General features: G+C 66.8%; 21 protein-coding genes and 1 tRNA gene. 15 read left to right on the forward strand and 7 right to left on the reverse strand.

What is annotated here, in order from left to right:
* Positions 1-26: 26 nt before the first annotated feature.
* Positions 27-1,709: an MFS transporter gene (locus QX094_RS11850; protein WP_316173431.1), complete on the reverse strand. Its 1,683-nt coding sequence runs from the start codon at positions 1,707-1,709 to the stop codon at positions 27-29.
* 177 nt (positions 1,710-1,886) lie between these two features.
* On the opposite strand from QX094_RS11850, the gene QX094_RS11855 reads away from it, so the two are divergent.
* The 6 genes from QX094_RS11855 to QX094_RS11880 all read left to right on the forward strand — a co-directional run bounded on the left by QX094_RS11855 (position 1,887) and on the right by QX094_RS11880 (position 8,807).
* A complete protein-coding gene (locus QX094_RS11855) occupies positions 1,887-3,257 on the forward strand; it encodes a hydrolase (RefSeq protein WP_316173432.1) in 1,371 nt (456 codons plus the stop codon).
* A 201-nt stretch (positions 3,258-3,458) separates the two neighbouring features.
* On the forward strand, positions 3,459-4,850 hold the full coding sequence (locus tag QX094_RS11860; protein WP_316173433.1) for a cytochrome P450: 1,392 nt from the start codon (positions 3,459-3,461) through the stop codon (positions 4,848-4,850).
* A gap of 69 nt (positions 4,851-4,919) precedes the next feature.
* Positions 4,920-6,329, forward strand: coding sequence for an adenylate/guanylate cyclase domain-containing protein (locus QX094_RS11865; RefSeq protein WP_316166436.1), 1,410 nt, complete (start codon positions 4,920-4,922; stop codon positions 6,327-6,329).
* Positions 6,330-6,455: 126 nt separating this feature from the next.
* Positions 6,456-6,923 (forward strand): TerB family tellurite resistance protein, encoded by a 468-nt coding sequence (locus tag QX094_RS11870; protein ID WP_315716731.1) that lies wholly within the window; start codon positions 6,456-6,458, stop codon positions 6,921-6,923.
* A gap of 217 nt (positions 6,924-7,140) precedes the next feature.
* Positions 7,141-7,920 carry an SDR family oxidoreductase gene (locus QX094_RS11875; RefSeq protein WP_315716732.1) on the forward strand — a complete coding sequence of 260 codons (780 nt, stop codon included), beginning with the start codon at positions 7,141-7,143 and terminating at the stop codon, positions 7,918-7,920.
* 80 nt (positions 7,921-8,000) lie between these two features.
* Positions 8,001-8,807, forward strand: a complete 807-nt coding sequence (locus QX094_RS11880; protein ID WP_315716733.1) for a glutamine amidotransferase — start codon at positions 8,001-8,003, stop codon at positions 8,805-8,807.
* 149 nt (positions 8,808-8,956) lie between these two features.
* On the opposite strand, the gene QX094_RS11885 is transcribed toward QX094_RS11880, so the two are convergent.
* Positions 8,957-9,032: transfer RNA gene (locus QX094_RS11885), tRNA-Ala, on the reverse strand.
* Positions 9,033-9,231: 199 nt separating this feature from the next.
* Between QX094_RS11885 and QX094_RS11890 the strand changes: the two genes are divergently transcribed.
* The 3 genes from QX094_RS11890 to folD all read left to right on the forward strand — a co-directional run bounded on the left by QX094_RS11890 (position 9,232) and on the right by folD (position 11,027).
* Positions 9,232-9,522 carry a YggT family protein gene (locus QX094_RS11890; RefSeq protein WP_315716734.1) on the forward strand — a complete coding sequence of 97 codons (291 nt, stop codon included), beginning with the start codon at positions 9,232-9,234 and terminating at the stop codon, positions 9,520-9,522.
* 17 nt (positions 9,523-9,539) lie between these two features.
* Positions 9,540-9,878 (forward strand): DUF167 domain-containing protein, encoded by a 339-nt coding sequence (locus tag QX094_RS11895; RefSeq protein WP_315716735.1) that lies wholly within the window; start codon positions 9,540-9,542, stop codon positions 9,876-9,878.
* 264 nt (positions 9,879-10,142) lie between these two features.
* The gene (gene folD / locus QX094_RS11900) at positions 10,143-11,027 is read left to right on the forward strand and encodes a bifunctional methylenetetrahydrofolate dehydrogenase/methenyltetrahydrofolate cyclohydrolase FolD (RefSeq protein ID WP_315716736.1); all 885 of its coding nucleotides are present in this window, start codon (positions 10,143-10,145) and stop codon (positions 11,025-11,027) included.
* Here the strand turns inward: folD and QX094_RS11905 are convergent.
* The 3 genes from QX094_RS11905 to QX094_RS11915 form a co-directional block, all read right to left on the reverse strand.
* The gene (locus QX094_RS11905; protein WP_315716737.1) at positions 11,024-12,511 is read right to left on the reverse strand and encodes a M20 family peptidase; all 1,488 of its coding nucleotides are present in this window, start codon (positions 12,509-12,511) and stop codon (positions 11,024-11,026) included. The genes folD and QX094_RS11905 overlap by 4 nt on opposite strands.
* Before the next feature lie 126 nt (positions 12,512-12,637).
* Positions 12,638-13,174, reverse strand: a complete 537-nt coding sequence (ppa, locus tag QX094_RS11910) for an inorganic diphosphatase (protein WP_315716738.1) — start codon at positions 13,172-13,174, stop codon at positions 12,638-12,640.
* Between the two features lie 198 nt (positions 13,175-13,372).
* Positions 13,373-13,882 carry a GNAT family N-acetyltransferase gene (locus QX094_RS11915; protein ID WP_006611902.1) on the reverse strand — a complete coding sequence of 170 codons (510 nt, stop codon included), beginning with the start codon at positions 13,880-13,882 and terminating at the stop codon, positions 13,373-13,375.
* 240 nt (positions 13,883-14,122) lie between these two features.
* Between QX094_RS11915 and QX094_RS11920 the strand changes: the two genes are divergently transcribed.
* The 6 genes from QX094_RS11920 (at position 14,123) to QX094_RS11945 (ending at position 19,343) form a co-directional block, all read left to right on the forward strand.
* Positions 14,123-15,022, forward strand: coding sequence for an alpha/beta hydrolase family protein (locus tag QX094_RS11920; RefSeq protein WP_315716739.1), 900 nt, complete (start codon positions 14,123-14,125; stop codon positions 15,020-15,022).
* A gap of 9 nt (positions 15,023-15,031) precedes the next feature.
* Positions 15,032-15,499: a DUF2269 domain-containing protein gene (locus tag QX094_RS11925; RefSeq protein ID WP_315716740.1), complete on the forward strand. Its 468-nt coding sequence runs from the start codon at positions 15,032-15,034 to the stop codon at positions 15,497-15,499.
* A 10-nt stretch (positions 15,500-15,509) separates the two neighbouring features.
* Positions 15,510-16,835 carry an SDR family oxidoreductase gene (locus tag QX094_RS11930; protein WP_315716741.1) on the forward strand — a complete coding sequence of 442 codons (1,326 nt, stop codon included), beginning with the start codon at positions 15,510-15,512 and terminating at the stop codon, positions 16,833-16,835.
* Positions 16,835-17,245 (forward strand): thiol-disulfide oxidoreductase DCC family protein, encoded by a 411-nt coding sequence (locus tag QX094_RS11935; protein ID WP_315716742.1) that lies wholly within the window; start codon positions 16,835-16,837, stop codon positions 17,243-17,245. Before QX094_RS11930 ends, QX094_RS11935 begins: the two co-directional genes overlap by 1 nt.
* 135 nt (positions 17,246-17,380) lie before the next feature.
* The gene (locus tag QX094_RS11940) at positions 17,381-18,451 is read left to right on the forward strand and encodes a YeiH family protein (protein ID WP_409977905.1); all 1,071 of its coding nucleotides are present in this window, start codon (positions 17,381-17,383) and stop codon (positions 18,449-18,451) included.
* A gap of 7 nt (positions 18,452-18,458) precedes the next feature.
* Complete coding sequence (locus QX094_RS11945) at positions 18,459-19,343, forward strand: LysR family transcriptional regulator (protein WP_315716743.1); 885 nt, start codon at positions 18,459-18,461, stop codon at positions 19,341-19,343.
* A gap of 99 nt (positions 19,344-19,442) precedes the next feature.
* On the opposite strand, the gene QX094_RS11950 is transcribed toward QX094_RS11945, so the two are convergent.
* Both QX094_RS11950 and typA read right to left on the reverse strand, forming a co-directional pair.
* Entirely contained in the window at positions 19,443-20,687 is a 1,245-nt protein-coding gene (locus QX094_RS11950) for an NAD(P)/FAD-dependent oxidoreductase (protein WP_315716744.1), read from the reverse strand.
* A 126-nt stretch (positions 20,688-20,813) separates the two neighbouring features.
* Positions 20,814-22,640: a translational GTPase TypA gene (typA, locus tag QX094_RS11955; protein ID WP_315716745.1), complete on the reverse strand. Its 1,827-nt coding sequence runs from the start codon at positions 22,638-22,640 to the stop codon at positions 20,814-20,816.
* Positions 22,641-22,855 lie beyond the last annotated feature (215 nt).

Here is a 22,855-nt window from a genome sequence, read left to right on the forward strand (position 1 = left end):
GCCTGCTCAGTGCAGATGGTCCGGAGCTACGGCCCGCTGCGAGCCGCCGAGGCGACAGCAGGCGCCTGCTCGGCGGTGCGGTCGATGTCGTCCCTGGCCCGGACCGAGCCGAACGGGCGTTCCAGCATGCGGCGGATGCGCACCGGGTCGGTGCCGATGTGGAAGTCGATCGCGCGCTTGTGCAGCTCGCGCTCGGCGCGGGTCGAGCGGTTGCGCTGACGCAGATAGTCGATCCAGGTCGGGCAGTGATAGCGCTCGGTCCATAATTCGGGGTCGGCGATGTCGCGCGCGATCGACCAGCCATAGGCGCCGTTGCGCTGGCGGCTGAGCTGCACGTCCTGCATCAGGTCGTGAAACGCGCGGGCATTGTCTTCAGCGACGCGGTACTCGATCTCGACCACCAGCGGCCCCGAGCGCGGCGTCAGCTCGAGCTGCACCTCCGGATCGGCCAAGGTCTCGCCGTCCTCGTTGCGGGCCCCGATCGGCGGCATCCGCAGCCACAGGCCGAGCAGCGGCGACACCATCATCAGCGCTCCCGACGCGAGCAGCGCGACCTCGACGCCGGCGGCGTCGGTGAGACGCCCCCAACCCCAACTGCCGATCGCGATGCCGCCGGAGATCGCGGCCTGAAATGCCGCCAGTGCGCGGCCCGCGACCCAGCGGGGTGCCGAAAGCTGCACGCCGATGTTGAACAGCGCCACCGCCAGCATCCACACCGCACCGGCGATGACGAGCGCCGCCGCCGTCAGGACCGGCGCGGTGCTGAGCGCGACGGCCGCGGTGGCCGCGCCCAAGGTGAGCGCGCAGGTGCGGATCGCGGCCTCACCAGACAGCCGTTTCCTGATCTCGCCGATGTTGAGCGCGCCGACCACCGCGCCCATGCCGAAGGCGCCGAGCATGATGCCGTAGGTCTGCGCGCCGCCATGCAGCAGGTCGCGCGCGACCAGCGGCATCAGCGCCGAGATCGAGCCGCCGATGATGCCAGTGACCAGCGTGCGGATCAGCACGATCCGGATCGACGGCGAATGGACGATGTAGCGGACGCCGGAGACGATGGCGCGGTTGAGCGGCTCGCGCGGCAGCCGGCTCGGCTCGACCACGCGCCGCCACAGGAACAATGCCGCGAGCAGCGGCAGATACAGCAGCGCATTGGCCGCGAACGCGGCGACCGCGCCGGCGGCCGCGACCACGACGCCGCCGATCGCCGGACCGAAGCTGCGCGCGATGTTGTAGCTGATGCCGTTCAGCGCGACCGCGGCCGGCAGCGTCTCCGGCGGCACCTGCTCGCTGACGGAGGATTGCCAGGCCGGCCCCATCAGCGCCATGCCGCTGCCGATGACGAAGCACAGCGCGAGCAGGCGCTCCGGCGTCACCAGGCCGTACCATGCCAGCACCGTCAACGTGGTGGCGCCGCCGAGCGCCACGGCGAGCGCGACCAGCGCGACGATGCGCCGGTCATACATGTCGGCGATGGCGCCGGCCGGCATCGAGATGAACATCACCGGCAGCATCAAGGCGGTCTGCACCAGCGCAACCTTGTCGGCCGACGACGTCATCTGCGTCATCGCCCAGGCGGCGCCGACCGCCTGGATCAGCAGGCCCAGGTTCGACAGCAGGCTCGCCAGCCAGATGCGGCGGAACACCGCGTGCCGCAGCGGCGCGGCGATGCCTTCGGCGGCGAACAGCTCACGTTTCTGCGGCGCATTCATGCGGGTCCGTCCACGTCGCCAGTTCGCCTTGAAGCTCGCATCGAACTATCGCTTGATTCCAGCTGGACCTATGTGATGCCTGCGAATGTCCGCCGCTGTCCAGTGCTGCCTGCAAAGGCCGGCATCGGGGATCGCGGCCAACGAACACAAATGAATGAGACCAAAGGGAGACCGCCGATGAAGCTGACGCGCCGCAACATTTTGCAGGGAATGGGAACCCTTCCCTTGCTCACCAGCGGTCTGCCCTTACCGGTACGCGCCCAGAGCGCGGCGGCAACGACGGTGGGCGACATCCCTCCGGTCCTGTTCGTGCACGGCAATGGCGACCACGCGGCATTGTGGATGACCACGCTGTGGCGGATGGAATCCAACGGCGTGCCGCGCACGCGTCTCGCTGCGCTCAACTTCACCGACCCGCTGGCGCGCAACGACGACGCCGTGGCGCAGCCGAACCGCTCGTCGACCGACGATCAGCGCCGCGAACTCGCCGAGGCCATCAAGGCACTGAAGGAGCGCACGGGCGCTGCGCGCGTCGCGCTGGTCGGCAGTTCGCGTGGCGGCAATGCGATCCGCAACGTCGTGAAGAACGGCGGCGGCGCCGATGTCAGCCACGCCGTGCTGTGCGGAACGCCCAATCATGGCGTGTTCGACTGGGATGACAGCCCCGGCAGCGAGTTCAACGGCCGCGGCCCGTTCCTGCGCGGACTGAATGCCGGCGACACCGAGGTGACCGAGGGCACCGCCTTCCTGACGCTGCGCAGCGACGGGCTCGACAAATACGCCCAGGCCGACGGCCGCCTGGTCGGCAAGCCCGGCGTGCCGACCGGGATCACGTCCGAAGGGCCGGCGCTGAAGGGCGCAACCAATCTCGTGATCGGCGCGCTCGACCATCGCGAGGTCGCGTTCCACCCGCGCGCGTTCCGCGAGATCTACAAATTCATCGCCGGCCGTGAGCCGACGCAGATCGCGATCCAGCCCGAGCAGCAGGTGCGGCTCAGCGGTCTGGTGACGGGAACGCCGGGCGGCGCGCCGACCAATCGCCCGGTCGCGGGCGCAAGCGTGGAGGTCTATCGCGTCTCGAGCGAGACCGGCGCACGCAATGGCGAGCCTGTCTATCGCGGCCAGACCGGCGCCGACGGGCGCTGGGGTCCCGCGGAGGTCGATCCGACGTCCTATCTCGAGATCGTCCTGACCTCGCCGGGCGCGCCGGTCACGCACTTCTACCGCTCGCCGTTCCCGCGCTCGTCCGACGTCGTGCATCTGCGCGCGGCGCGGCCGCTCGGCCAGGCCGATGCCGGCGCCGGAGCGATTCTCATCATGATCAGGCCGCGCGGCTATTTCGGCCTGCCCCGCGACATCGTGCTGCTCGACGGCAAGGAACCAACCGACGTACAGAAGGGAATACCGACCGATGCGGCAACGACATTGCGGCTGCCTGCGGGCGACGTCGGACGCAGCGTCATCGGACTGTTCAACGAGGAACGCATCACCGCCCGTCTTTGGCCAGCATCGGAGAGCAGGATTGCGGTGATCGAGCTGACTAATTAGTTGCTGGAGTATGATGATACATCATAGCCTCGGAGAGGGCGGAAGCGCGCCCCTCTCGCTTGTGAGCGGGACGACAGAGTTACCTCTGGCAGAAGGCCGTCGTTGCGCGACGGCCCGTTGCGGCCCCGCAACCGAGGCTCGGTTGCTCGCGATGCAGCCGATCGGTGGTTCCAGGCTCGTGACAGCGTCGAGAGGCCGTGAATGAGTACCGCCGACGTCCATTATCTGCCGCAGGCACGATTGCCGCTGATACCGCCGACACCGCCGCGGGCGCCTGACAGCATGGGCGCGCTGCGCCGCGTGCTGATGATGGGCGACAACGCGATCGCGACCTGGAGCCAGCGCGCCTATGAGGACGACATCATTCGCGGCCGCTTCTTCGGCAGCTCCAGCTACATTCTCAATACGCCCGACACGATCAAGCACGTGCTGGTCGACAATTGGGAGAACTACGCCCGCACCGTCGGCGCCATCCGCGTGCTGCGTCCGGTGCTCGGCGAGGGGCTGCTGATCGCGGAAGGCAAGGCGTGGAAGCACCAGCGCCGGACGCTCGCGCCGGCGTTCACGCCACGCGCCGTTTCCGGCCTCATCCCGCACATGGTCGCGGTGAGCGACGAGACCGTCGCCAGGCTGAAGCAGCAATGCGGGCAGGCGCTCGACCTGCGCGAGATCATGCAGCGCATGACGCTCGACATCGCCGGCCGCACGATGTTCTCGTTCGAGATGGGCCGCCATGGTGCCACCCTGCGCGATTTCGTCTACGAGTATGGCGCGCGGCTGGCCAGCCCGCATCTGCTGGACATCGTGCTGCCGCTGTCCTGGCCGACGCCGCGCGACTTCGCGCGCCGGCGGTTCCGCAAGCGCTGGACCGGTTTCGTCGCCATGCTGATGGCCGAGCGCCGCGCCGCCGGCAAGCTGGAGGACGCACCGCCGCGCGACCTGTTCGACCTGATGGGCGCGGCACGCGATCCCGAGACCGGCGCGGCGTTCACCGATGCACAACTCGCCGACGAGGTCGCGACCATGATCCTCGCCGGCCACGAGACCACGGCAACGGCGCTGTTCTGGGCGCTGTATCTGATCGCGCTCGACCCGGCCAATCAGTACAAGCTCGCGCAGGAGGCCCGCGCCGCAACCGATCTCAGCGATCCGGATCAACTGCCGTTCACGCGCGCCGTGCTGGACGAGACATTGCGGCTCTATCCGCCCGCGTTCCTGATCGCGCGCGCAGCCAGCGGCCCCGACCGGATCGCCGCGTTCCAGGTGAGGCGCGGCGACGTCGTGCTGATCTCGCCGTGGCTGCTGCACCGGCACGAGAAGCTGTGGGATGCGCCCAACGCCTTCAAGCCCGAACGATTCATGCCGGGTGCGCCGCCGCCGGAGCGCTTCGCCTATCTGCCGTTCGGAGCGGGCGCGCGGGTCTGCATCGGGGCTCATTTCGCCCTGACCGAGGCGGTGCTGGCGCTGGCACGGCTGGTGGCGGCCTTCGACATCGAAATGCTCGACGCCGCACCCGTGATGCCGGTCGGCGTGGTCACGACCCAGCCGGATCGCTCGCCGCTGTTCAAGCTCACGCCCAGGGCGGGCGTCTGATCCCGGCGGCGGCCGGGCCATCGCTTCGTCTCTTGCTTGTGGGTTTGCTAGGCACCATCTTAGCACGCCATGAGCGACATCCAGGCCCAGCTTTCGGTTCTGAAGCAGACCGCCGATCCGGCCGTTGCGGACGCGATCACACGGTTGATTGAGGCGGGTGAAGATCACGAACTCAACCGTATCAATGCCCTGGAGTTCTCGGCGCGCGCCGGTCTCGATGAAGAACGGGTTATTTCCGGGTTCCTGCATGCTGCACGGATCGGCTTGTTCGATCTGACTTGGAACGTGCTCTGTCCTGGCTGCAGCGGCGTGCTGGATGCGCACGCCACGCTGAAATCTCTCCGCCATGACGATTACCATTGCGGACTATGCGCTTGCGGCTACGAGCCTTCCATCGACGAGCAGGTCGAAGTTGCTTTCACCGTGAGCTCCAAGGTCAGGAGCATCGCCGCTCACGATCCGAACACGCTGCCGCTCTGGGAGTATTACAAGCAGGTCTTCTGGAGTTCCGGGATCGACCTCGACCGGGAGACTTTTGCCTCGCTCAGCGAAGAAGTGACGCTTGATGCGCTCGAGCTGCCAGCCGGTGAAAAAGCCGTGCTCTCGCTGCAGCTCCCATCCGATTTCATCATCATCTTCGAACCGGTGACGCATTCTGCGCATTTCATCGACGTTCAGGGCGAGCCCACCAGGGAACGCCAGCAGCTCGGACTACTATTCAACAGGGCGCATCCTCCGACCGGATCGATCACGTTGCGTCCAGGCCCGCTGCGACTGGCGCTCGACAATCAGGCCGGCGTACGGACGCTGCCGACCGTCTTCGTTGCCGGCGATGCGCTCCACCATCTCCTTGGCAAGCGCCGGCCTTTCCTGACCGCCAAGCGCATATTATCCAACCAGACCTTCCGCGACGTGTTCAAGGCGGACAATCTCAACATCGACCAGCGGCTGAAGATCACCTCGCTGACCTTCCTGTTCACCGACCTCAAGAGCTCGACCGCGCTGTATGAGCGTGTCGGCGATCTCGCGGCCTTCGACCTGGTGCGCGCCCATTTCCGCGCGCTGCTGGAGATCATCAACGCCGAGAAGGGCGCGGTGGTGAAGACGATCGGCGACGCCGTGATGGCGACCTTCGTCAAGCCCGAGCATGCGCTCGCCGCCGGCCTGCGCATGCGCGCGGCGATGCAGCGGCTCAATGCCGAGCGCGGCACCGAGGACCTCGTGGTCAAGATCGGCATCCACGAGGGGCCGTGTCTCGCGGTGATGCTGAACGACCGCCAGGACTATTTCGGCCAGACCGTCAACATCGCCGCCCGCGTGCAGAGCCTGTCGACCGCGCAGGAGATCCATCTCACCGCGCCCGTGATCGAGAGCCCCGGCGTCGCCGACATCCTGCGGGGCGCGAAGATCGCGCCAATTCAGAAGCACGCGGCGCTGCGCGGCATCGCCGACCGCATGATGGTGTACGAAATCCCCTGAGCCTTACCGAAATGTCATGCAGCCCGAAGGTCGCAGCGGATTGCCGGCGCAGCGTGGCATTCGCATATAATGAGCAGTCGCCGGCCGGTTTGCGGTCCACTACGGATCTGACAACGAAAGGACGCCATGCTCGAAGGATTGCGCCAATTCATCGCCGACGTCGTTTCGCCGCACGAGACCCCGGCGTTCGACGACAATGGCTATCAGCTCGCGGCGACGGCGCTGCTGATCCACGTCATCTCGCTGGACGGCGAGCCGAGCGAGATCGAACGGCGCAAGCTGCACGGCCTGATCGAGCTGCGCTTCGGGCTCGACCCCGGCAGCGCCGACCGGCTGATCGCCCAGGCCATGCTGGCGGAGGGCGACGCCGTCGATCTCTATCGCTTCACCAGCGTGATCATGCGCGAGGTCGACGAAGCCGGCCGCCTGCGCATCGTCGAGATGATGTGGGAGCTGGTCTTTGCCGACGGCAAGGTGACGGAGTTCGAGGACAATGTGGTCTGGCGCGCCTCCGAGCTGCTCGGCATCTCCACGCATGACCGCGTCGACCTGAAGCACCGGGTGGCGTCGCGGAAGTCCGGCGCCCCTGCTTGAACCGCCTGGCTCCGGGCGGAACCGACTTCATGCGGAGATGAACAAACTTTAATTTTGTTTCCGAACCCCCCCGTTCATGTAAACCCATGTGAATCTGAGGCTATTGCCGCAATCCCGCGCAAGGCCATGGAGCACGGTGTCTTGCATGTTCCCGTCCCGCTATGCTCTCGTCCGCCGCGATTGGATGATGTGCGGATTGTGATCGAAGAGCAGGATCGTGGGTGAACGTGTCACGCTCGTAACGGGTGCCTCGGCCGGGATCGGCAGCGAGTTGGCGCGCGTATTTGCCGCGAACGGGCACCGGCTCGCATTGACGGCCCGGCGCGAAGACCGGCTCGCGGCGCTGGCCCAGGAGATCGCCGCCAAGGGCGGCCCGGCGCCGCTGGTGATCCCCTGTGACCTCACCTCCGCCGACGCCGGCGCGACCATCGAGGCTGCGCTGTCGGCTGCCGGCCTGGAGCTGGAATATCTCGTCAACAACGCCGGCTTCGGCCTGTTCGGCAAGGCGGTACAGCTCGACCGCACCGAGCAGCTCGACATGATTTCCGTGAACGTTCGCGCCCTGACCGAGCTGTCGCTGCGCTTTTCCGAGCAGCTGATCCGCAACAAGGGCGGCATCCTCAATCTGGGCTCTGTGGCCGGGTTCCTGCCGGGTCCCGGCATGGCCGTCTATTACGCCTCCAAGGCGTATGTGATCTCGTTCACCGAGGCGTTGCGCAAGGAGCTGGCGCCGCATGGCGTCCGGGTCACGGTGCTGTGTCCCGGTCCGGTGCCGTCGGAATTCCAGGACCGCGCCGGCTTCAAGCCGGGCGTGGATTCGGTGATCCTCAACGTCTCGCCCAAGGCGGTGGCGGAAGCCGGCTATCGCGGCCTGATGGCCGACAAGCGCGTGGTGCTGCCCGGGCTCGGCATCAAGATCGTGCCGTTCATGCTGCGCTGGTTCCCGCGCGGCTTCATCCTCGCCGCGGTCGGCCGGCTGCAGCTGAAGCGGACCTGATCGCGCTGGCCCGGCGCTTGCTTTGCAATGTGCGCTCGCTCACGCGCCGTTAACCTTTGCTTAGCTATGATCGCCAGGTGATGCTCAGGCAAGACCCTTCGCTCCATCCGAACGGGCCCCAGGCCGACGTTCGGCAGCTCCATCCCAAGCCGGCCATGGCGGCTGCGCCGCAGCGGCCCGTCCTCATCATCCTGCACCAGGAAACGTCGAGCCCCGGCCGGGTCGGCAATGCGCTGCGCGCCCGCGGCTATCCGCTCGACATCCGCCGGCCGCGGTTCGGCGATCCGCTGCCGGAGACTCTCGATGAGCATGCGGGTGCCGTTATTTTCGGCGGTCCGATGAGCGCGAACGATCCGGACGACTTCGTCCGCCGCGAGATCGACTGGGTCGAGGTGCCGCTGCGGGAGCAGCGTCCGTTTCTCGGGATCTGCCTGGGCGCGCAGATGCTGGCGATCCAGCTCGGCGCCGCGGTTGCGCCGCATCCAGAGGGGCGCGCCGAGATCGGCTATTATCCGATCCGCCCGACCCGGGCCGGGCGCAAGCTGTGCCCGCATTGGCCCGATCACGTCTATCACTGGCACCGCGAGGGCTTCGATCTGCCCGATGGCGCGGAGCTGCTCGCCGAGGGCGGCGACTTTCCGGTGCAGGCCTATCAATACCAGAACGCCACCGGGCTACAGTTCCACCCCGACGTGACCTACGCGATGATGTGCCGCTGGACCACGCGCGGTCATGCCCGGCTGGACACACCCGGCGCCCGTCTGCGCCACCATCATTTCGAGGGCCGCGCCGTGCACGATGCGGCCGAGCGAGCGTGGCTGGCGCAGTTTCTGGATGGCTGGCTTATGCGCGAGCCGGTGGCGGCGATGGCCGAGGCGGCGGAGTAGGACGGGCGTCCTGGTCAGTCGATTGTTGGGAATCTTTGTCATTCAGCCCGCCGTCGCCCTTCGGGCTCTGGCGCGGCAACCTTCGCACGCTTCGCTATTCATTTGCCGAAGCGGCTTGCCGAGCCGAAGCTCGCGACGCGAGCGAAGGTTGGTGGAGCCAGGCGGGATCGAACCGCCGACCTCGTCATTGCGAACGACGCGCTCTCCCAGCTGAGCTATGGCCCCGTAACACGACCGCCTCGATGTTGGGAAAAGGCAGCCGGCAGATCGGGCGCCATTTACAGTGGGTGCCGAGGTCAAGTCAAGAACGGTCACATCGCCCGTTAGCCTTGACGGGCACCTTCCCTTGTTTGCGCCGGGGGGAACCGATATCTACCGGTCGTCACAGGTCGAATTCGCGACCTCGCCCCCCGAGTGGACCCGCATGCGTGCCGTTCTCGACATCGTTCTGATCGTTCTCGACCTCTATGTCTGGCTGCTGATCGCCTCGGCGATTCTGTCGTGGCTGATCGCCTTCAACGTCGTCAACACGCGCAATCAGTTCGTCTCCGCCGTGGCCGAGTTCCTGTACCGAATCACCGAGCCGGTGCTGGCGCCGATCCGGCGCATGCTGCCCAATCTCGGCGGCCTCGACATCTCGCCGATCATCCTGATCCTCATCATCATGCTGATTCAGCGGGTGATCACCTACTACATCTATCCATTCGTGTTCTGACCGCCTCGCCGTTCGCCATGGACCCCTGGCGCGCCGCCGCTGACGGTCTCACCGTCGCGCTGCGTGTGACGCCGCGCGGCGGCCGCGACGCGATCGACGGCGTCGAAACGCTGTCCGACGGCCGCAGCGTGCTCAAGGTCCGCGTCCGGGCCATCGCGGATGGCGGCGAGGCGAATCGCGCGGTGACAGAGCTGCTCGCCAAGGCGATCGGCGTCACCAAGGCCTCGGTGCGAATCACCTCTGGCACCACCTCACGGCTAAAACAGGTCGCCATCGACGGCGATCCGTCCGCGCTCGATCAGGCCTTGCGCGACCTCCTTGCAGCCCATAAGCCGACCCGGAAACAACGAGAATAGACGCAAGAAGCGCGAGCCGAGGCCTTTCGGCTTCGCAAGCGGCGATCTTCACCCTCCCCTGGAGGGGGAGGGTCGCCTCACGGTGAGCGAAGCGAGCGTGAGGCGGGGTGGGGTGATCTCTCCACCGGTACCGGCATCCGTGGCTTCACCCCACCCCGCTCGCCCGCTTCGCGTGCGATAGACCCTCCCCCTCCAGGGGAGGGTGGGAGCACGCGGCCAGCGTCTTGCTCGATGAAACAGCCTTTGAACCGAGGATAGAGCAAAATGACCGCGCGCATCATCGACGGAAAGATCATTGCAGCCGACCTGCGCGCGCAGGTCGCCCGTGAGGTCGAGCGGGTCAAGCGCGACCATGGCCTGACACCAGGCCTCGCCGTGGTGCTGGTCGGCAACGATCCGGCGTCCGAGGTCTATGTCCGCAGCAAGCATACCCAGACCCAGGCGGCCGGCATGGCCTCGTTCGAGCACAAGCTGCCGGCTGACGTGTCGCAGGACAAGCTGCTGGCCTTGATCGGCAAGCTCAACCGCGATCCCGCCGTACACGGCATTCTGGTGCAGCTGCCGCTGCCGAAGGGGCTGGAGACCGAAGTCGTGATCAATGCGATCGATCCGGCCAAGGACGTCGACGGGCTGCATCCGCACAATGCCGGCCGCCTCGCCGGCGGCCAGCAGGCGCTGGCGCCGTGCACGCCGCTCGGCTGCATCATCCTCAGCAAGACCGTGCATGGCTCGCTGGAGGGCATGAACGCGATCGTGATCGGCCGCTCGAACCTGGTCGGCCGTCCGCTGGTCCAGCTCCTGCTCAACGAGAACGCCACGGTGACGATCGCGCATTCGCGCTCGCGCGACCTGCCGGCGCTGACCGCGCGCGCCGATCTGGTCTACGCCGCCGTGGGCCGCGCGGAGATGGTGAAGCGCGACTGGATCAAGCCGGGCGCGACCGTGATCGACGTCGGCATCAACCGTATCCCAACGGCTGACGGCAAGACGAAGCTGGTCGGCGACGTCGCCTATGCCGAGGTGGCGGAGGTCGCCGGCGCGATCACGCCGGTGCCCGGCGGCGTCGGCCAGATGACGGTGGCCTGCCTTCTGGTGAACACGCTGCGCGCCGCCTGCGCGATCGCCGGGCTGCCGAAACCGGCCGTCTAGGCCGGGCTCGCGGCGGCTTCCAGCAGCCGCCGATAGAAGCGGATCATGTCGGCATAGCCCTCGACCGACAGCCGCTCATTGGTGCCGTGGAAGCGCTTGAGATCCTCCGTCGTCGCGCGCAGCGGCGAGAAGCGGAAGATGCTGTCGGCAATGCCCGCATAGTGGCTCGAATCGGTGCCGGCGACCATCAGGCCGGGCGCCACCACCGCGTCGCTGAAGATCTCGCGAATGGTCCGGTTCACGAGCTGATAGGACGGTCCGGCGGTCGAGGTGACCGGCGGGGGCTCGCGGTTGCCGCGCAAGGACGTGATCGAGATGCGGTCGTTGGCCACGGTCTGCCTGACGTGGTCGATGATGCCCGCCTCGGTGTCCCCCGGCAGCAGCCGGAAATTCACGGTGGCGGAGGCGTTGCCCGGCAGCACGTTGTCCTTGTCGCCCGCGTTGAAGATGGTCAGCGCGGTCGTCGTACGGACCATCGCTTCGGCCGGACCGCTCTTGGCGAACTCGCCGAACAGCAGCGGTTTGGTCAGCCAGAGATTGGACAGCACGGCGCGGTTGATGCCGGTCATTTCCGGCGCCAGCGTATCGAACATCTCGCCGACCGTGCCGTCGATGCGCATCGGCAGCCGGTTGGCCTCGAGCTTCGCCAGCGCCGCACTCATCATGCCGATCGCGGTGTCCCGCGGCGGCATCGAGGAATGCCCCGGGGTGGCCTTGGCCGTCAGCACCAGGCTCGCATAGCCCTTCTCGGCAACACCGACCAGTGCCGCCGGCTTGTCGAGGCCCTTGACGCCGCCCTCCGAGATCAGCAGGCCCTCATCGATGACGAAGTCCAGCCGGACGTTGCGGGCGGCGAGGACGGCCGAGATGGCCTTGGCCCCCCGGGTGCCGCCGACCTCCTCGTCGTGACCGAAGGCGAAATAGATCGTGCGCTTCGGCTTGAAGCCGGCCTTGATCAGCGCCTCGGCCGCCTCCAGCATCGCATACAGATTGCCCTTGTCGTCCCAGGCGCCGCGGCCCCAGACGAAGCCGTCTTTGACGACGCCGGCAAACGGCGGCACGGCCCAGTCGGGCTCGGTGCCCGGCGCGACCGGCACCACATCCTGATGGGCCAGCAGCGCAATCGGCCTGGCCGCCGCATCCGAGCCCTTCCACCGGTACAGCAGGCTGTGCCCGGCCACGACCTCCTGTGTCGCGGCCGCATGAAAGGCCGGGAAGCTTGCCTCGATATGGGCCTTGAGCGCCGCGAAGGCATCGGCATTCAGCTCGGGATCGTCGGAGCTCGAAATCGTGCGAAAACGAACCGCCGCCGCGAGCCGCTGCGCCGCAGCCTCGGCATCGATGCTGATCTTCGGCAGCGCCGCGACATCGAGCTGCCGGGAGCCATGGCGAAACATGTTGACCAGCACGACCGCGACGAGCGCCGCGCCTGCCGCCAGGATGAGAAGACCAAGGTATCGAAGGGACCTGAGCAGGCGGCGCATTGCAGAACGCTCCAAGACGAGACGGCGCCGCAGATCCTATCTGCGACGCCGTGAAACTGCTCGGAGCGGACTCGAAAGTCCATCGCCTGGAGCCGCGAAGCGCTGCGTTTGGAGCTTCCGCGCGCCCTACTTCTTCGCCGCCTTGGCGCGGGCGATGCCCTCGGCAATCAACTGGTGGGCGTCGTCGGCATTGCCCCAACGCAGCACCTTCACCCATTTGCCGGGCTCGAGATCCTTGTAGTGCTCGTAGAAGTGCCGGATCTGCTGCAGCGTGATGTCCGGCAGGTCCGAATAGGTGCGGACCTTGTCGTAGCGCTGGGTCAGCTTCGAGGACGGCACCGCGATGATCTTCTCATCGCCGCCAGCCTCGTCCTCCATCAGCAGCACGCCGACTGGGCGCACGCTCATGACCGCGCCGGGCACGATCGCGCGCGTGTTGGCGACCAGCACGTCGCAGGGGTCGCCGTCATTGGACAGCGTGTGCGGGATGAAGCCGTAATTGCCGGGGTAGCGCATCGCCGTATAGAGGAAGCGGTCGACGAACAGCGTGCCGGCTTCCTTGTCTAGCTCGTACTTGATCGGCTCGCCGCCGACCGGCACTTCGATGACGACGTTGACCTCGCGCGGCGGATCTTTCCCGATCGGGATGGCGTCGATGCGCATGGATGCTCCGTAGAACTTGAACGTTTGAGAACTTGAACGTTGAGGGTCGGACGCTCGACAGGCGAGCGCTGGCATTCGCAGTCGCAAAAAAAACGCGGCTGCGCAACAGCTACCTCAAGCCAACACTTTCAGTTCAATTCCAGTTCAATTCGCTGGCGCGTTAACGTTTAACGCGCCCGGAGCACGGCCGGCCCAGGCTCAGTTGGTCCAGGCAAAGGCAACCTTGTCGAGCGACTTCGGCCCGAAGCGCTCCGACGACCGCGCGACCATCCGGCCGCCCAAGGCGCGGTAGAACTCGGTGGCGGGATCGTTGTCGGACAACGCCCACACCACCATGCTCTTCAGGCCGCTCTGCGCGAGGTCGCGCTTGGCGGACTGGAAGAGCCGGCGACCGAACCCCAGCCCCTGAAATTCCGGTCGCAGATAAAGCTCGTAGACTTCACCGTCGAAGTGCAGGCTGCGGGCGCGATTGCGGCCGTAATTCGCATAGCCTGCGACCTTGTCGTTGAACACCAGCACGCTGACGCGGCTGCCTTTGCGGATCGCGCTGTCCCACCATTGGGGGCCGCGCCGGTTGATCAGCTTCTCCAGCTCTGCGCCAGGGATGATTCCCTGGTAGGCGGAACGCCAGGCTTCATCATGGGCTGACGCCACCGCAGCCGCATCTGCAGCCTTGGCCGGACGGACTTCGATCAGGGTTGTGCTCATGAGCGGATCAAAGCAAGTCGGCGGTCCGCCTTCAAGGTGCCACGTTAAAGATCGGTTAACCTGTGGACTTTCGGCATCACCGTGGCGGAAAGCTGTGCCGAAAAGGGACAAATTCGCAACATTGTTGAGGGTCGACGGTGTCCCGTCACCGCAGGTTCATACCACGAACTAAAAACTGCAACTCACTCGCGGTGGGCTCGGCTAGTGTGGCCGGAGCTCAACAACTTCCCGCCCGGCTGAATGCTGCTGCTTCGCTGCCTCTCATGGTTGATCGCGCTCGTCCTCGCGGGATCGAACGCCTGGGCACAGACATTCGGCCCGGCCTCGCCGGAAGGCGAGCCGGCCCGGCTGCAGCAATGGCTGGTGCCCTCGACCGAGCCTGGACTCCCCGCGCATGCGCTGCTGTATCGGCCTGCCGGTGACGGACCGTTTCCGCTGGCGCTGATCGCGCATGCCTCGACACAGAATGCGTTGCGGCGCGCGCAGCTGCCGCAGCCGAGCTACACGGCGATGGCCAGCGAGCTGGTCGCGCGCGGCTATGCGGTGCTGGTGCCGGAGCGGCTCGGGCATGGCCGTACCGGCGGCCCCTATGTCGAGGATCAGGGCGCGTGCGAAAATCCGGACTACGAGAAGGCGGGACGTGCCACCGCCGCGCAGATCTCGCGCGCGCTTGCCTTCATGCGCGATCAACCATTCGTCGCCAAAGGCGGCGCACTTGTGGTCGGTCACTCGGCCGGCGGCTGGGGCGCGCTGGCGCTCGCCGATCAGCCCCGGCAGTTCGTTTCGAGCATCATCGTGTTCGCGCCCGGCCGTGGCGGCCATGCCGACGAGGTGCCAGGGCGCGTCTGTGCAGAGGCGCGCCTGCTTGATACGGCCCGCGCATTTGGACGCGGCGCGCGCGTGCCGGTCACGTGGCTGGTCGCGGCCAATGACAGCTACTTTCCACCATCGCTTTCGCGTCGGCTTGCGGAGGACTTCGACTCGGCCGGAGGCCGGGCACACTTCAAGCTGTTGCCAGCGTCCGGCGAGGAGGGGCATTGGATGATCGAGCACGACGACGGCGTGGCACTGGCGGCGGATTTGCTGTCGCGGGCGCTGACAACGACACGTCGATCGACGCATCCGATGCCGCCGAACTAGCAGGACACGATGACGCTGTATTTCCTGATCAAATATCTCCACGTGCTCGGCGCCATCGTCATTCTCGGCACCGGCACGGGGATCGCATTCTTCATGCTGATGGCGCATCTGAGCGGCGAGGCCGCGTTCATCGCGCGCACGGCTGGCGTCGTGGTGATCGCGGACATGCTCTTCACACTGTCGGCGGTGCTGCTGCAGCCGGTCACCGGCGGCACCTTGATGTGGCTGTCGTCCACGGCCGTGAGCGAACGCTGGCTGCTCACCTCGCTCGCACTCTACGCCGTCGCCGGCCTGTTCTGGGTCCCCGTGATCTTCATGCAGATCGAACTGCGCGACCTCGCCCGTGCTGCTGATATCAGCGCCCAGGCGCTGCCGCCGCGCTACTTCATCGTCTTCCGCCGCTGGTTCCTGTGCGGCATCCCCGGTTTCGGCGCGGTCATGGCCATTCTCTGGCTGATGATCGCAAAGCCGCTCTGACGAGACGCGCATGATCACGTCGACCACCCCCCGCATCCTCGTGCTTGGCGCCTCCGGCCTGATCGGGCGCTTCATCACCGACGATCTGCGCCAGCGCGGCTGTGCGACGGTCGGCGTCGCGCGCGCGTTCTCGCCATCGCAACGCACGTCGCCGTTCGACATCGAGCTGCCGATCATGGCGCTCGATGCGCCGGCTTTGGCGAGCCTGATCCGCGCCCACGAGATCGACGTCGTCATCAACTGCCTCGGCGTGCTGCAGGATGGTCCGGGCAGCGATACCGCTGCCGTGCATCGTGAGTTCGTCGCGCGCGTGCTCGCAGCGATCACGGCCTGCGGCCGTCGCGTACGCTTCATTCACATCTCGATCCCCGGCACGGCCGATGAGGATCACACCGCTTTCGCGACCACCAAGCGCGAGGCGGAGCAGTTGATTGCATCCTCAGACATTCCCTACGCCATCCTGCGCCCGGGCTTCGTGATCGCGCCATCGGCCTATGGCGGCAGCGCGATGGTCCGCGCGCTCGCGGCGCTTCCGGTCGACCTGCCGGCGAGGGATGCGGCGACGCCGTTCCAGCCGGTGGCGGTGGCGGACATCGCCGCGACCATCGCCTGGCTCGCGATGCGGCCGATCGATGACGAGGCGACGCGCGCGGTGAGCTGGGACCTGATGCAGCCCGAGGCGGTGACGCTTGGCGACGTCGTCGATGCGTTTCGGCGCAGTTTCGGCACGACGGATTGGCCGCGCGTTGCCTTGCCCGCACCGCTGATCAATCTCGGCGCTTTCGCCGGTGACCTCTGCAGCCGGCTCGGCTGGATGCCGCCGATGCGCACCACCGCGATCGCCGAGCTTCGCCGCGGGGTGCACGGCGATCCCGCACCGTGGATCGCGGCAACCGGCATCACCCCCACGCCGCTGGACGCCGTCGGCGTGCGTGGCGCCACCATTCAGGACAAGTGGTTCGCGCGGCTGTTCCTGATCAAGGCACTGATCATCGCGAGCCTCGTGCTGTTCTGGGTCGCATCGGGGTCGATTGCACTGTTCGTCTCGTTCCCGGCGACCACGGCGGTCCTGACCACGCACGGCTGGCCGGAAGGCTTTGCGATTCCGTTCGCGGCGATCACCAGCATGATGGACATTTCGGTCGGTCTATTGATCGCGTTCCGCAAGACCGCAGCATTCGGGCTCGCCGCCGGCATCCTCGTCTCGCTCGGCTACATGCTCGGCTGCGCGATCCTCACCCCCGATCTCTGGCTCGAGCCGCTCGGCGCCCTGGTGAAGACGGGACCTGCGATCGTGCTGATGCTGGTCGCGCTGCTCATGATGGACAATCGCTGATGACCAACTGGCCCGACGATGACGTGATCCTCTACGACGGCGTCTGCGTGTTCTGCTCCCGCTGGGTGCAGTTCGTGATCGCGCGCGACACCGCCAGGCGCTTCCGCTTCACGCCGATCCAGTCGCCCTACGGCACCCGGCTGGCACAGGCCTTCGGCATCGATCCCCAGGACCCCGACACCAACGCGGTCGTGCATGGCGGCAAGGCGCATCTCAAATCCGATGCTGCGCTGACCGTATTGTCGAACCTGCCGGGCTGGGGCTGGACGCGCGCGCTGCGCGCCATTCCGAAGCCGCTGCGCGATGCGGTCTATGGCGTGGTCGCACGCAACCGCTACCACATCTTCGGCAAATACGAATCCTGCTTCGTGCCGGATGCCGAGCTGCGCAAGCGGGTGCTGGAGTCGTGATCCGGTCGGCGGTGAGATGCGGCCATGAGCGCCGATTAATCGATTGAATCGAATGATACGTGCGATATAATCTGTTGGATCGATTGGTCACAGCATGAAATTCTCTTCCTTGCACTTGGTTTGGGAGAGATTTCCATGGCCGCCCCCTCGCATGATCTGATCGCCGATGCGCCCGTTGCCATTCATCATCGACCTGCGCACGCGCCTGCGACGCCGGCGGCACCGACGCTGCTGCCCGGGCTCGCGCTGTCCGCGGCGCTCGCGGCCGGCGCCTTCGGGCTGCGCCTGCTGCCAGGCCTCGGCCTGTTCAGCCCGATGATCCTGGCGATCGTGGCAGGGATGGCGCTGCACAACGTGGTCGGCACACCGGCGCGGGCCAAGCCCGGCGTCGCCTTCTCGATGCGTCGCGTACTGCGGCTAGCGATCATCCTGCTGGGCCTGCAACTGACGGCGACGCAGATCGTCGAGGTCGGCGCGCGTGGTCTCGCCGTGATCGCGCTGAGCCTCACCGGCACCTTCCTGTTCACGGTGTGGATGGGACAGCTGCTCGGCGTCAACCGCAAGCTGGCGGAGCTGATCGCGGCGGGCACCTCGATCTGCGGTGCGTCCGCCGTGATCGCGACCAACACGGTCACGCGCGCCCATGACGAGGACGTCGCCTATGCGGTGGCCTGCGTCACGGTGTTCGGCTCGATCGCAATGTTCATCTATCCGCTGCTTCCGGCGCTGCTGCATCTCGACGCCCACGCCTTCGGCCTGTGGAGCGGGGCTTCGATTCACGAGATCGCCCAGGTGGTCGCGGCCGCGTTTCAGCAAGGCCAGCAGGCCGGCGAGTTCGGCACCATCGCCAAGCTCGCCCGCGTGATGCTGCTGGCGCCGGTCGTGCTCACGCTCGGCCTGCTGGCAACGCGGCGTGCGCGCCATGGCGGCGAGACCCGGGGCAATGCGCAGCCGCCACTGCCCTGGTTCGTGTTCGGCTTCATCGCGCTGGTCGGCCTCAACAGCGTGATCAGCATTCCCGCCGAGATGAAGACGGTGATCGTGACCGCGACCACGTTCCTGCTGTCGATGGCGCTGGCCGCGATGGGACTGGAGACAGATTTCGCCAAGCTCAAGGCCAAGGGCCTGCGGCCGCTGGCGCTGGGCCTGCTCGCCTTCCTGTTCATCGCAGGCTTCAGCCTGGCCCTGGTGAAGCTCACCACATAGGACGCTTGTGACGCTCGAACAGCTCAGGATCTTCGTTGCGGTCGCGACCCGCGAGCACGTCACCCAGGCGGCGCGCGACCTCAATTTGACCCAGTCGGCGACATCGGCGGCTGTGGCCGCGCTCGAAGCGCGCTACGAGACCAGGCTATTCGATCGCGTCGGACGCCGCATCGTGCTCACGGCGACCGGGAAGGCGTTTCTCGTCGAAGCGAAGGCGGTGCTGGCGCGCGCGGCCGCCGCCGAGACCGTGCTGAACGATCTCGCCGGCCTGAAGCGGGGGCAGCTGGCGCTGGCGGCCAGCCAGACCATCGCGGGCTATTGGCTGCCGGCCTTCATTCACCGCTTCAGTGCTGCGCATCCGGCGATCAAGCTGCAGCTGTCGATCGGCAATACCGAGCAGGTCGCGACCCAGGTCCGCGAGGGCTCTGCCGATCTCGGCTTCGTCGAGGGCGATGTCGACGATCCCGTGCTCACGGTTCAGCCAGTCGCGCAGGACAACATGGTGCTGGTCGGTCCGATCGGTCATCCGCTGTGCCGCGGAAGGTCAGTGACAACCGGCGACCTGAAGACGGCGCGCTGGGTGTTGCGCGAGCAGGGCTCCGGCACGCGCGCCGCGCTCGAAACAGCGCTTGGCCGCTTCGGGATCACCCCGGCCGAGCTCGATGTGGTGTTCGACCTGCCGTCCAACGAGGCCGTGCGCGGCGCCGTCGAAGCCGGCGCCGGCGTCACCGTGCTGTCGCGCCTCGTGGTCATGCGCGCCGTCAAGGCCGGGCTGCTCGCCGTCGCCAACATCGAGCTGCCCAAGCGGCACTTCTACAGCCTGCGCCACAAAGAGCATCACCAGACGCAGGCCGCGCGGGAGTTTCTGCGGATGGTGGGGGAGACGCATTGATCGGGGCACGTCATCGCGAGCCCAGCGAAAGCGATCGAGAAATCCCACCGCGGTGACAGTCTGGACTGCTTCGCTGCGCTCGCAATGACGATCGATGGACTAGCGCCTGGTTAATGACGCCAGAGCTTCCCGCGCCGCGCGCTCGCCGCTGTCGCGCGCGCCATGGGCGGTCGAGAAGAAATCCGAGGGCGTCGCCTCGCCGGCGAAGAACAGCCGATCATCAACCGGCGCGGCCAGCACGGCGCGCTTGTCGGCATGTCCGGGCAGTGCATGCGAATAGGCGCCGCGCGCGAACGGGTCGGCGCCCCAGCGGGACTCGGCGAGCGGACGGAGGCTGTTGCGGATGTCGTTGCCGAGCAGGGCCGCGATGTCGTCGATCGCCTGCGCCGCCAAGGCCCCCTCGCCCGCCGCCTCGATGTCGCGGGCGAAGCTGCCGCCATAAAAACCTTCGATGCAGGGCTGGCCGAACGGGCGCAGCTGGAAGCTGCCGACCCGCGCGGTGTGGCTGCGGCCGCGCATGCCCGAATCCCTCGGCAGGTGCTCCCAGCCGTCGAGCGCCAGCGTCACCTTGTTGTCCAGCCCGAGTGGCAGGCCGGTAGCGGCTTCGACCTTGGCAGGCAGCGCCGGCGTGAAACGGAGCGCTTCGTCGGCGATGAGATTGGTCGGCACGGTCACGATGACCTTGTCGGCCGTCAGCGTGCCCTGTGACGTCGTCAGGCGGATGCGCCTGTCGCCACGGTCGATCAGCGTCACGTTGCAGTCGAGCACGATCGGCAGGTCCGCACCGTAGGCTGCAACGAGGGCGCCATAGCCGCGGCGGATCCGCCAGTTCAGCTCGGTGTCCTCATAGGCCTCGAAGTCGAGCAGCGACATCTGCTCCAGCTCGCAGCCGTTGAGATAGGTGCAGATCGCGTCGATCATGCCGTTCCAGCGATTGCCGGGCTCGAGGCAGATGCTCGCAGGCGCATCGCGGCCGCTCTTGGCAGCCTCCGCGGTACGCATGAAGAACGCCTCCAGCGCGCGGATGAATTCTTCGCGCTCTTCGCGCGGGAATGCCGCCTCATAGGCCTGGTCGCGCCACGGTGGACGTGACTTGTCGATGGCGAAAGCGAGCTTCCCGGCGATGGCGACGAAGGAGTTGCGATCAGCCGAATGCAGCCAGCCGCAGCCGAGATCGAACGTGACATCAGGCGAAGCCATGATGGTGTGGGCACGCCCGCCGATGCGGCCGCGGGCCTCCAGGACGATAAACGAGACGCCCTTGTCCTGCAGCGCATGTGCGGCGCCGAGGCCCGCGGCACCCGCGCCGATGATGGCGATGTCGATGGAGGATGGGAAAGACATTGGCTCATCCAACTCCGTCGTCACGCCCGGCCTTGTCCCGGGCATCCACGTCGTCCTCGCAAGCCCCAAAACGTGGATGGCCGGGACAAGCCCGGCCATGACGCATTTGAGAATGGAGGGCGGAAATTACGCCACCGCTTCCTTCTGCTTCTCGGCGCGCTTGCGCTCGTTCGGATCGAGATGCTTCTTGCGCAGCCGGATCGACTTCGGCGTGACCTCGACCAGCTCGTCGTCCTCGATATAGGCGAGCGCCTTTTCCAGCGTCATCTTGATCGGCGGCGTCAGGCGGACTGCCTCGTCCTTCGACGTGGTGCGGATGTTGGTGAGCTGCTTGCCCTTCAGGACGTTGATCTCGAGATCGTTGTCGCGGGTGTGCTCGCCGACGATCATGCCGCGATAGACCTTCCAGCCCGGCTCGATCATCATCGGGCCGCGGTCCTCCAGCTTGAACATCGCGTAGGCCACCGCCTCGCCCTGGTCGTTGGAGATCAAGACGCCGTTGCGGCGGCCGGCGATCTCGCCCTTGAACGGGGCATAGCCGTGGAACAGGCGGTTCATGATCGCGGTGCCGCGGGTGTCCGTGAGCAGCTCGCCCTGATAGCCGATCAGGCCGCGGGTCGGCGCGTAGAACACCAGCCGCAGGCGGTTGCCGCCGGACGGGCGCATCTCGATCATCTCGGACTTGCGCTCGCTCATCTTCTGCACGACGACGCCGGAATGCTCCTCGTCGACGTCGATCACGACCTCCTCGATCGGCTCCAGCCACGCGCCAGTGGCCTCGTCCTTCTGCAGCACCACGCGCGGACGCGACACCGACAGCTCGAAGCCTTCGCGGCGCATGGTCTCGATCAGGATCGCGAGCTGCAATTCGCCGCGGCCCGACACTTCCATGGCGTCCTTGTCGGCGGATTCGACGACGCGCAGCGCGACATTGCCCTCGGCCTCGCGCAGCAGGCGGTCGCGGATCATGCGGCTCGTGACCTTGTCGCCTTCGGTGCCCGCCAGCGGCGAGTTGTTGACGATGAAGGACATCGACACGGTTGGCGGGTCGATCGGCTGCGCCGGGAGCGGAGTCTCGACCGAGGGATCGCAGAACGTGTCGGCGACGGTGCCCTTGGTCAGGCCCGCGATGGCGACGATGTCACCGGCCTCGGCCTCGTCGAGCGGCACGCGCTCGATGCCGCGGAACGCGAGAATCTTGGAAATACGGCCCTGCTCGACGACCTTGCCTTCGGCGTTCAGCACCTTCACGGCCTGGTTGGGCTTGATGCTGCCCGAGGTGATGCGGCCGGTGATGATGCGACCCAGGAAGTTGTTGGCCTCCAGGATGGTGCCGATCATGCGGAACGGTCCCTCTTCGACCGACGGCGCCGGCACATGGCGCAGCACCAGGTCGAACAGCGGCTGCATCCCGGCGTCCTTCGGACCTTCCGGGCTCTCGGCCATCCAGCCCTGCTTGGCCGACCCGTACAGGATCGGGAAGTCGAGCTGCTCCTCGGACGCGTCGAGTGCGGCGAACAGGTCGAACACCTCGTTGATAACCTCGGTCGGACGGGCGTCGGGACGGTCGACCTTGTTGATGACGACGATCGGCTTGAGGCCGACCTTGAGCGCCTTGGAGACCACGAACTTGGTCTGCGGCAGCGGGCCCTCGGCGGCGTCGACCAGCACCAGGGCGCCGTCCACCATGTTCAGGATGCGCTCGACCTCGCCGCCGAAATCGGCGTGGCCGGGAGTGTCGACGATGTTGATGCGGGTGTCCTTCCACTGCACCGAGGCGGCCTTGGCCAGGATGGTGATGCCGCGCTCGCGCTCCAGATCGTTGGAGTCCATGGCGCGCTCGGCGACCTTCTGGTTCTCGCGGAAGGTACCCGACTGCTGCAGGAGACGATCAACCAGGGTGGTCTTGCCGTGGTCGACGTGGGCGATGATGGCGATGTTGCGAAGATTCATGGTCGGTGTCTTCTAAGCTTTCTCAAGAGCTCGTGCTCTGTCCCCGGCGGGGCGCGCGCTTTGTTATAGTCGAATCAAGCTGTTAGCTTTGCGACGCGCGCTCGCGAAACTCGTTCGGCGGCAGGGGCCGGCAGCCCCAAATAGGAAGCCCGGCCAATCGACCGGGCAGACCTCACGCGTTGCGGCGCAATATAGGCAGAAAATGCCAAAAAACA

Source organism: Bradyrhizobium sp. SZCCHNS1050, from assembly GCF_032484785.1.
Classification (GTDB): Bacteria; Pseudomonadota; Alphaproteobacteria; order Rhizobiales; family Xanthobacteraceae; genus Bradyrhizobium.

Coding starts and splice junctions, on each gene's coding strand:
- ppa (WP_315716738.1), bottom strand. CDS start 13,174: ATGCGCATCGACGCCATCCCGATCGGGAAAGATCCGCCGCGCGAGGTC.
- QX094_RS11905 (WP_315716737.1), bottom strand. CDS start 12,511: ATGCGCCGCCTGCTCAGGTCCCTTCGATACCTTGGTCTTCTCATCCTG.
- QX094_RS11895 (WP_315716735.1), top strand. CDS start 9,540: ATGGACCCCTGGCGCGCCGCCGCTGACGGTCTCACCGTCGCGCTGCGT.
- QX094_RS11935 (WP_315716742.1), top strand. CDS start 16,835: ATGACCAACTGGCCCGACGATGACGTGATCCTCTACGACGGCGTCTGC.
- QX094_RS11925 (WP_315716740.1), top strand. CDS start 15,032: ATGACGCTGTATTTCCTGATCAAATATCTCCACGTGCTCGGCGCCATC.
- typA (WP_315716745.1), bottom strand. CDS start 22,640: ATGAATCTTCGCAACATCGCCATCATCGCCCACGTCGACCACGGCAAG.
- QX094_RS11915 (WP_006611902.1), bottom strand. CDS start 13,882: ATGAGCACAACCCTGATCGAAGTCCGTCCGGCCAAGGCTGCAGATGCG.
- QX094_RS11930 (WP_315716741.1), top strand. CDS start 15,510: ATGATCACGTCGACCACCCCCCGCATCCTCGTGCTTGGCGCCTCCGGC.
- QX094_RS11940 (WP_409977905.1), top strand. CDS start 17,381: ATGGCCGCCCCCTCGCATGATCTGATCGCCGATGCGCCCGTTGCCATT.
- QX094_RS11890 (WP_315716734.1), top strand. CDS start 9,232: ATGCGTGCCGTTCTCGACATCGTTCTGATCGTTCTCGACCTCTATGTC.
- folD (WP_315716736.1), top strand. CDS start 10,143: ATGACCGCGCGCATCATCGACGGAAAGATCATTGCAGCCGACCTGCGC.
- QX094_RS11870 (WP_315716731.1), top strand. CDS start 6,456: ATGCTCGAAGGATTGCGCCAATTCATCGCCGACGTCGTTTCGCCGCAC.
- QX094_RS11855 (WP_316173432.1), top strand. CDS start 1,887: ATGAAGCTGACGCGCCGCAACATTTTGCAGGGAATGGGAACCCTTCCC.
- QX094_RS11920 (WP_315716739.1), top strand. CDS start 14,123: ATGCTGCTGCTTCGCTGCCTCTCATGGTTGATCGCGCTCGTCCTCGCG.
- QX094_RS11865 (WP_316166436.1), top strand. CDS start 4,920: ATGAGCGACATCCAGGCCCAGCTTTCGGTTCTGAAGCAGACCGCCGAT.
- QX094_RS11880 (WP_315716733.1), top strand. CDS start 8,001: ATGCTCAGGCAAGACCCTTCGCTCCATCCGAACGGGCCCCAGGCCGAC.
- QX094_RS11850 (WP_316173431.1), bottom strand. CDS start 1,709: ATGAATGCGCCGCAGAAACGTGAGCTGTTCGCCGCCGAAGGCATCGCC.
- QX094_RS11860 (WP_316173433.1), top strand. CDS start 3,459: ATGAGTACCGCCGACGTCCATTATCTGCCGCAGGCACGATTGCCGCTG.
- QX094_RS11950 (WP_315716744.1), bottom strand. CDS start 20,687: ATGTCTTTCCCATCCTCCATCGACATCGCCATCATCGGCGCGGGTGCC.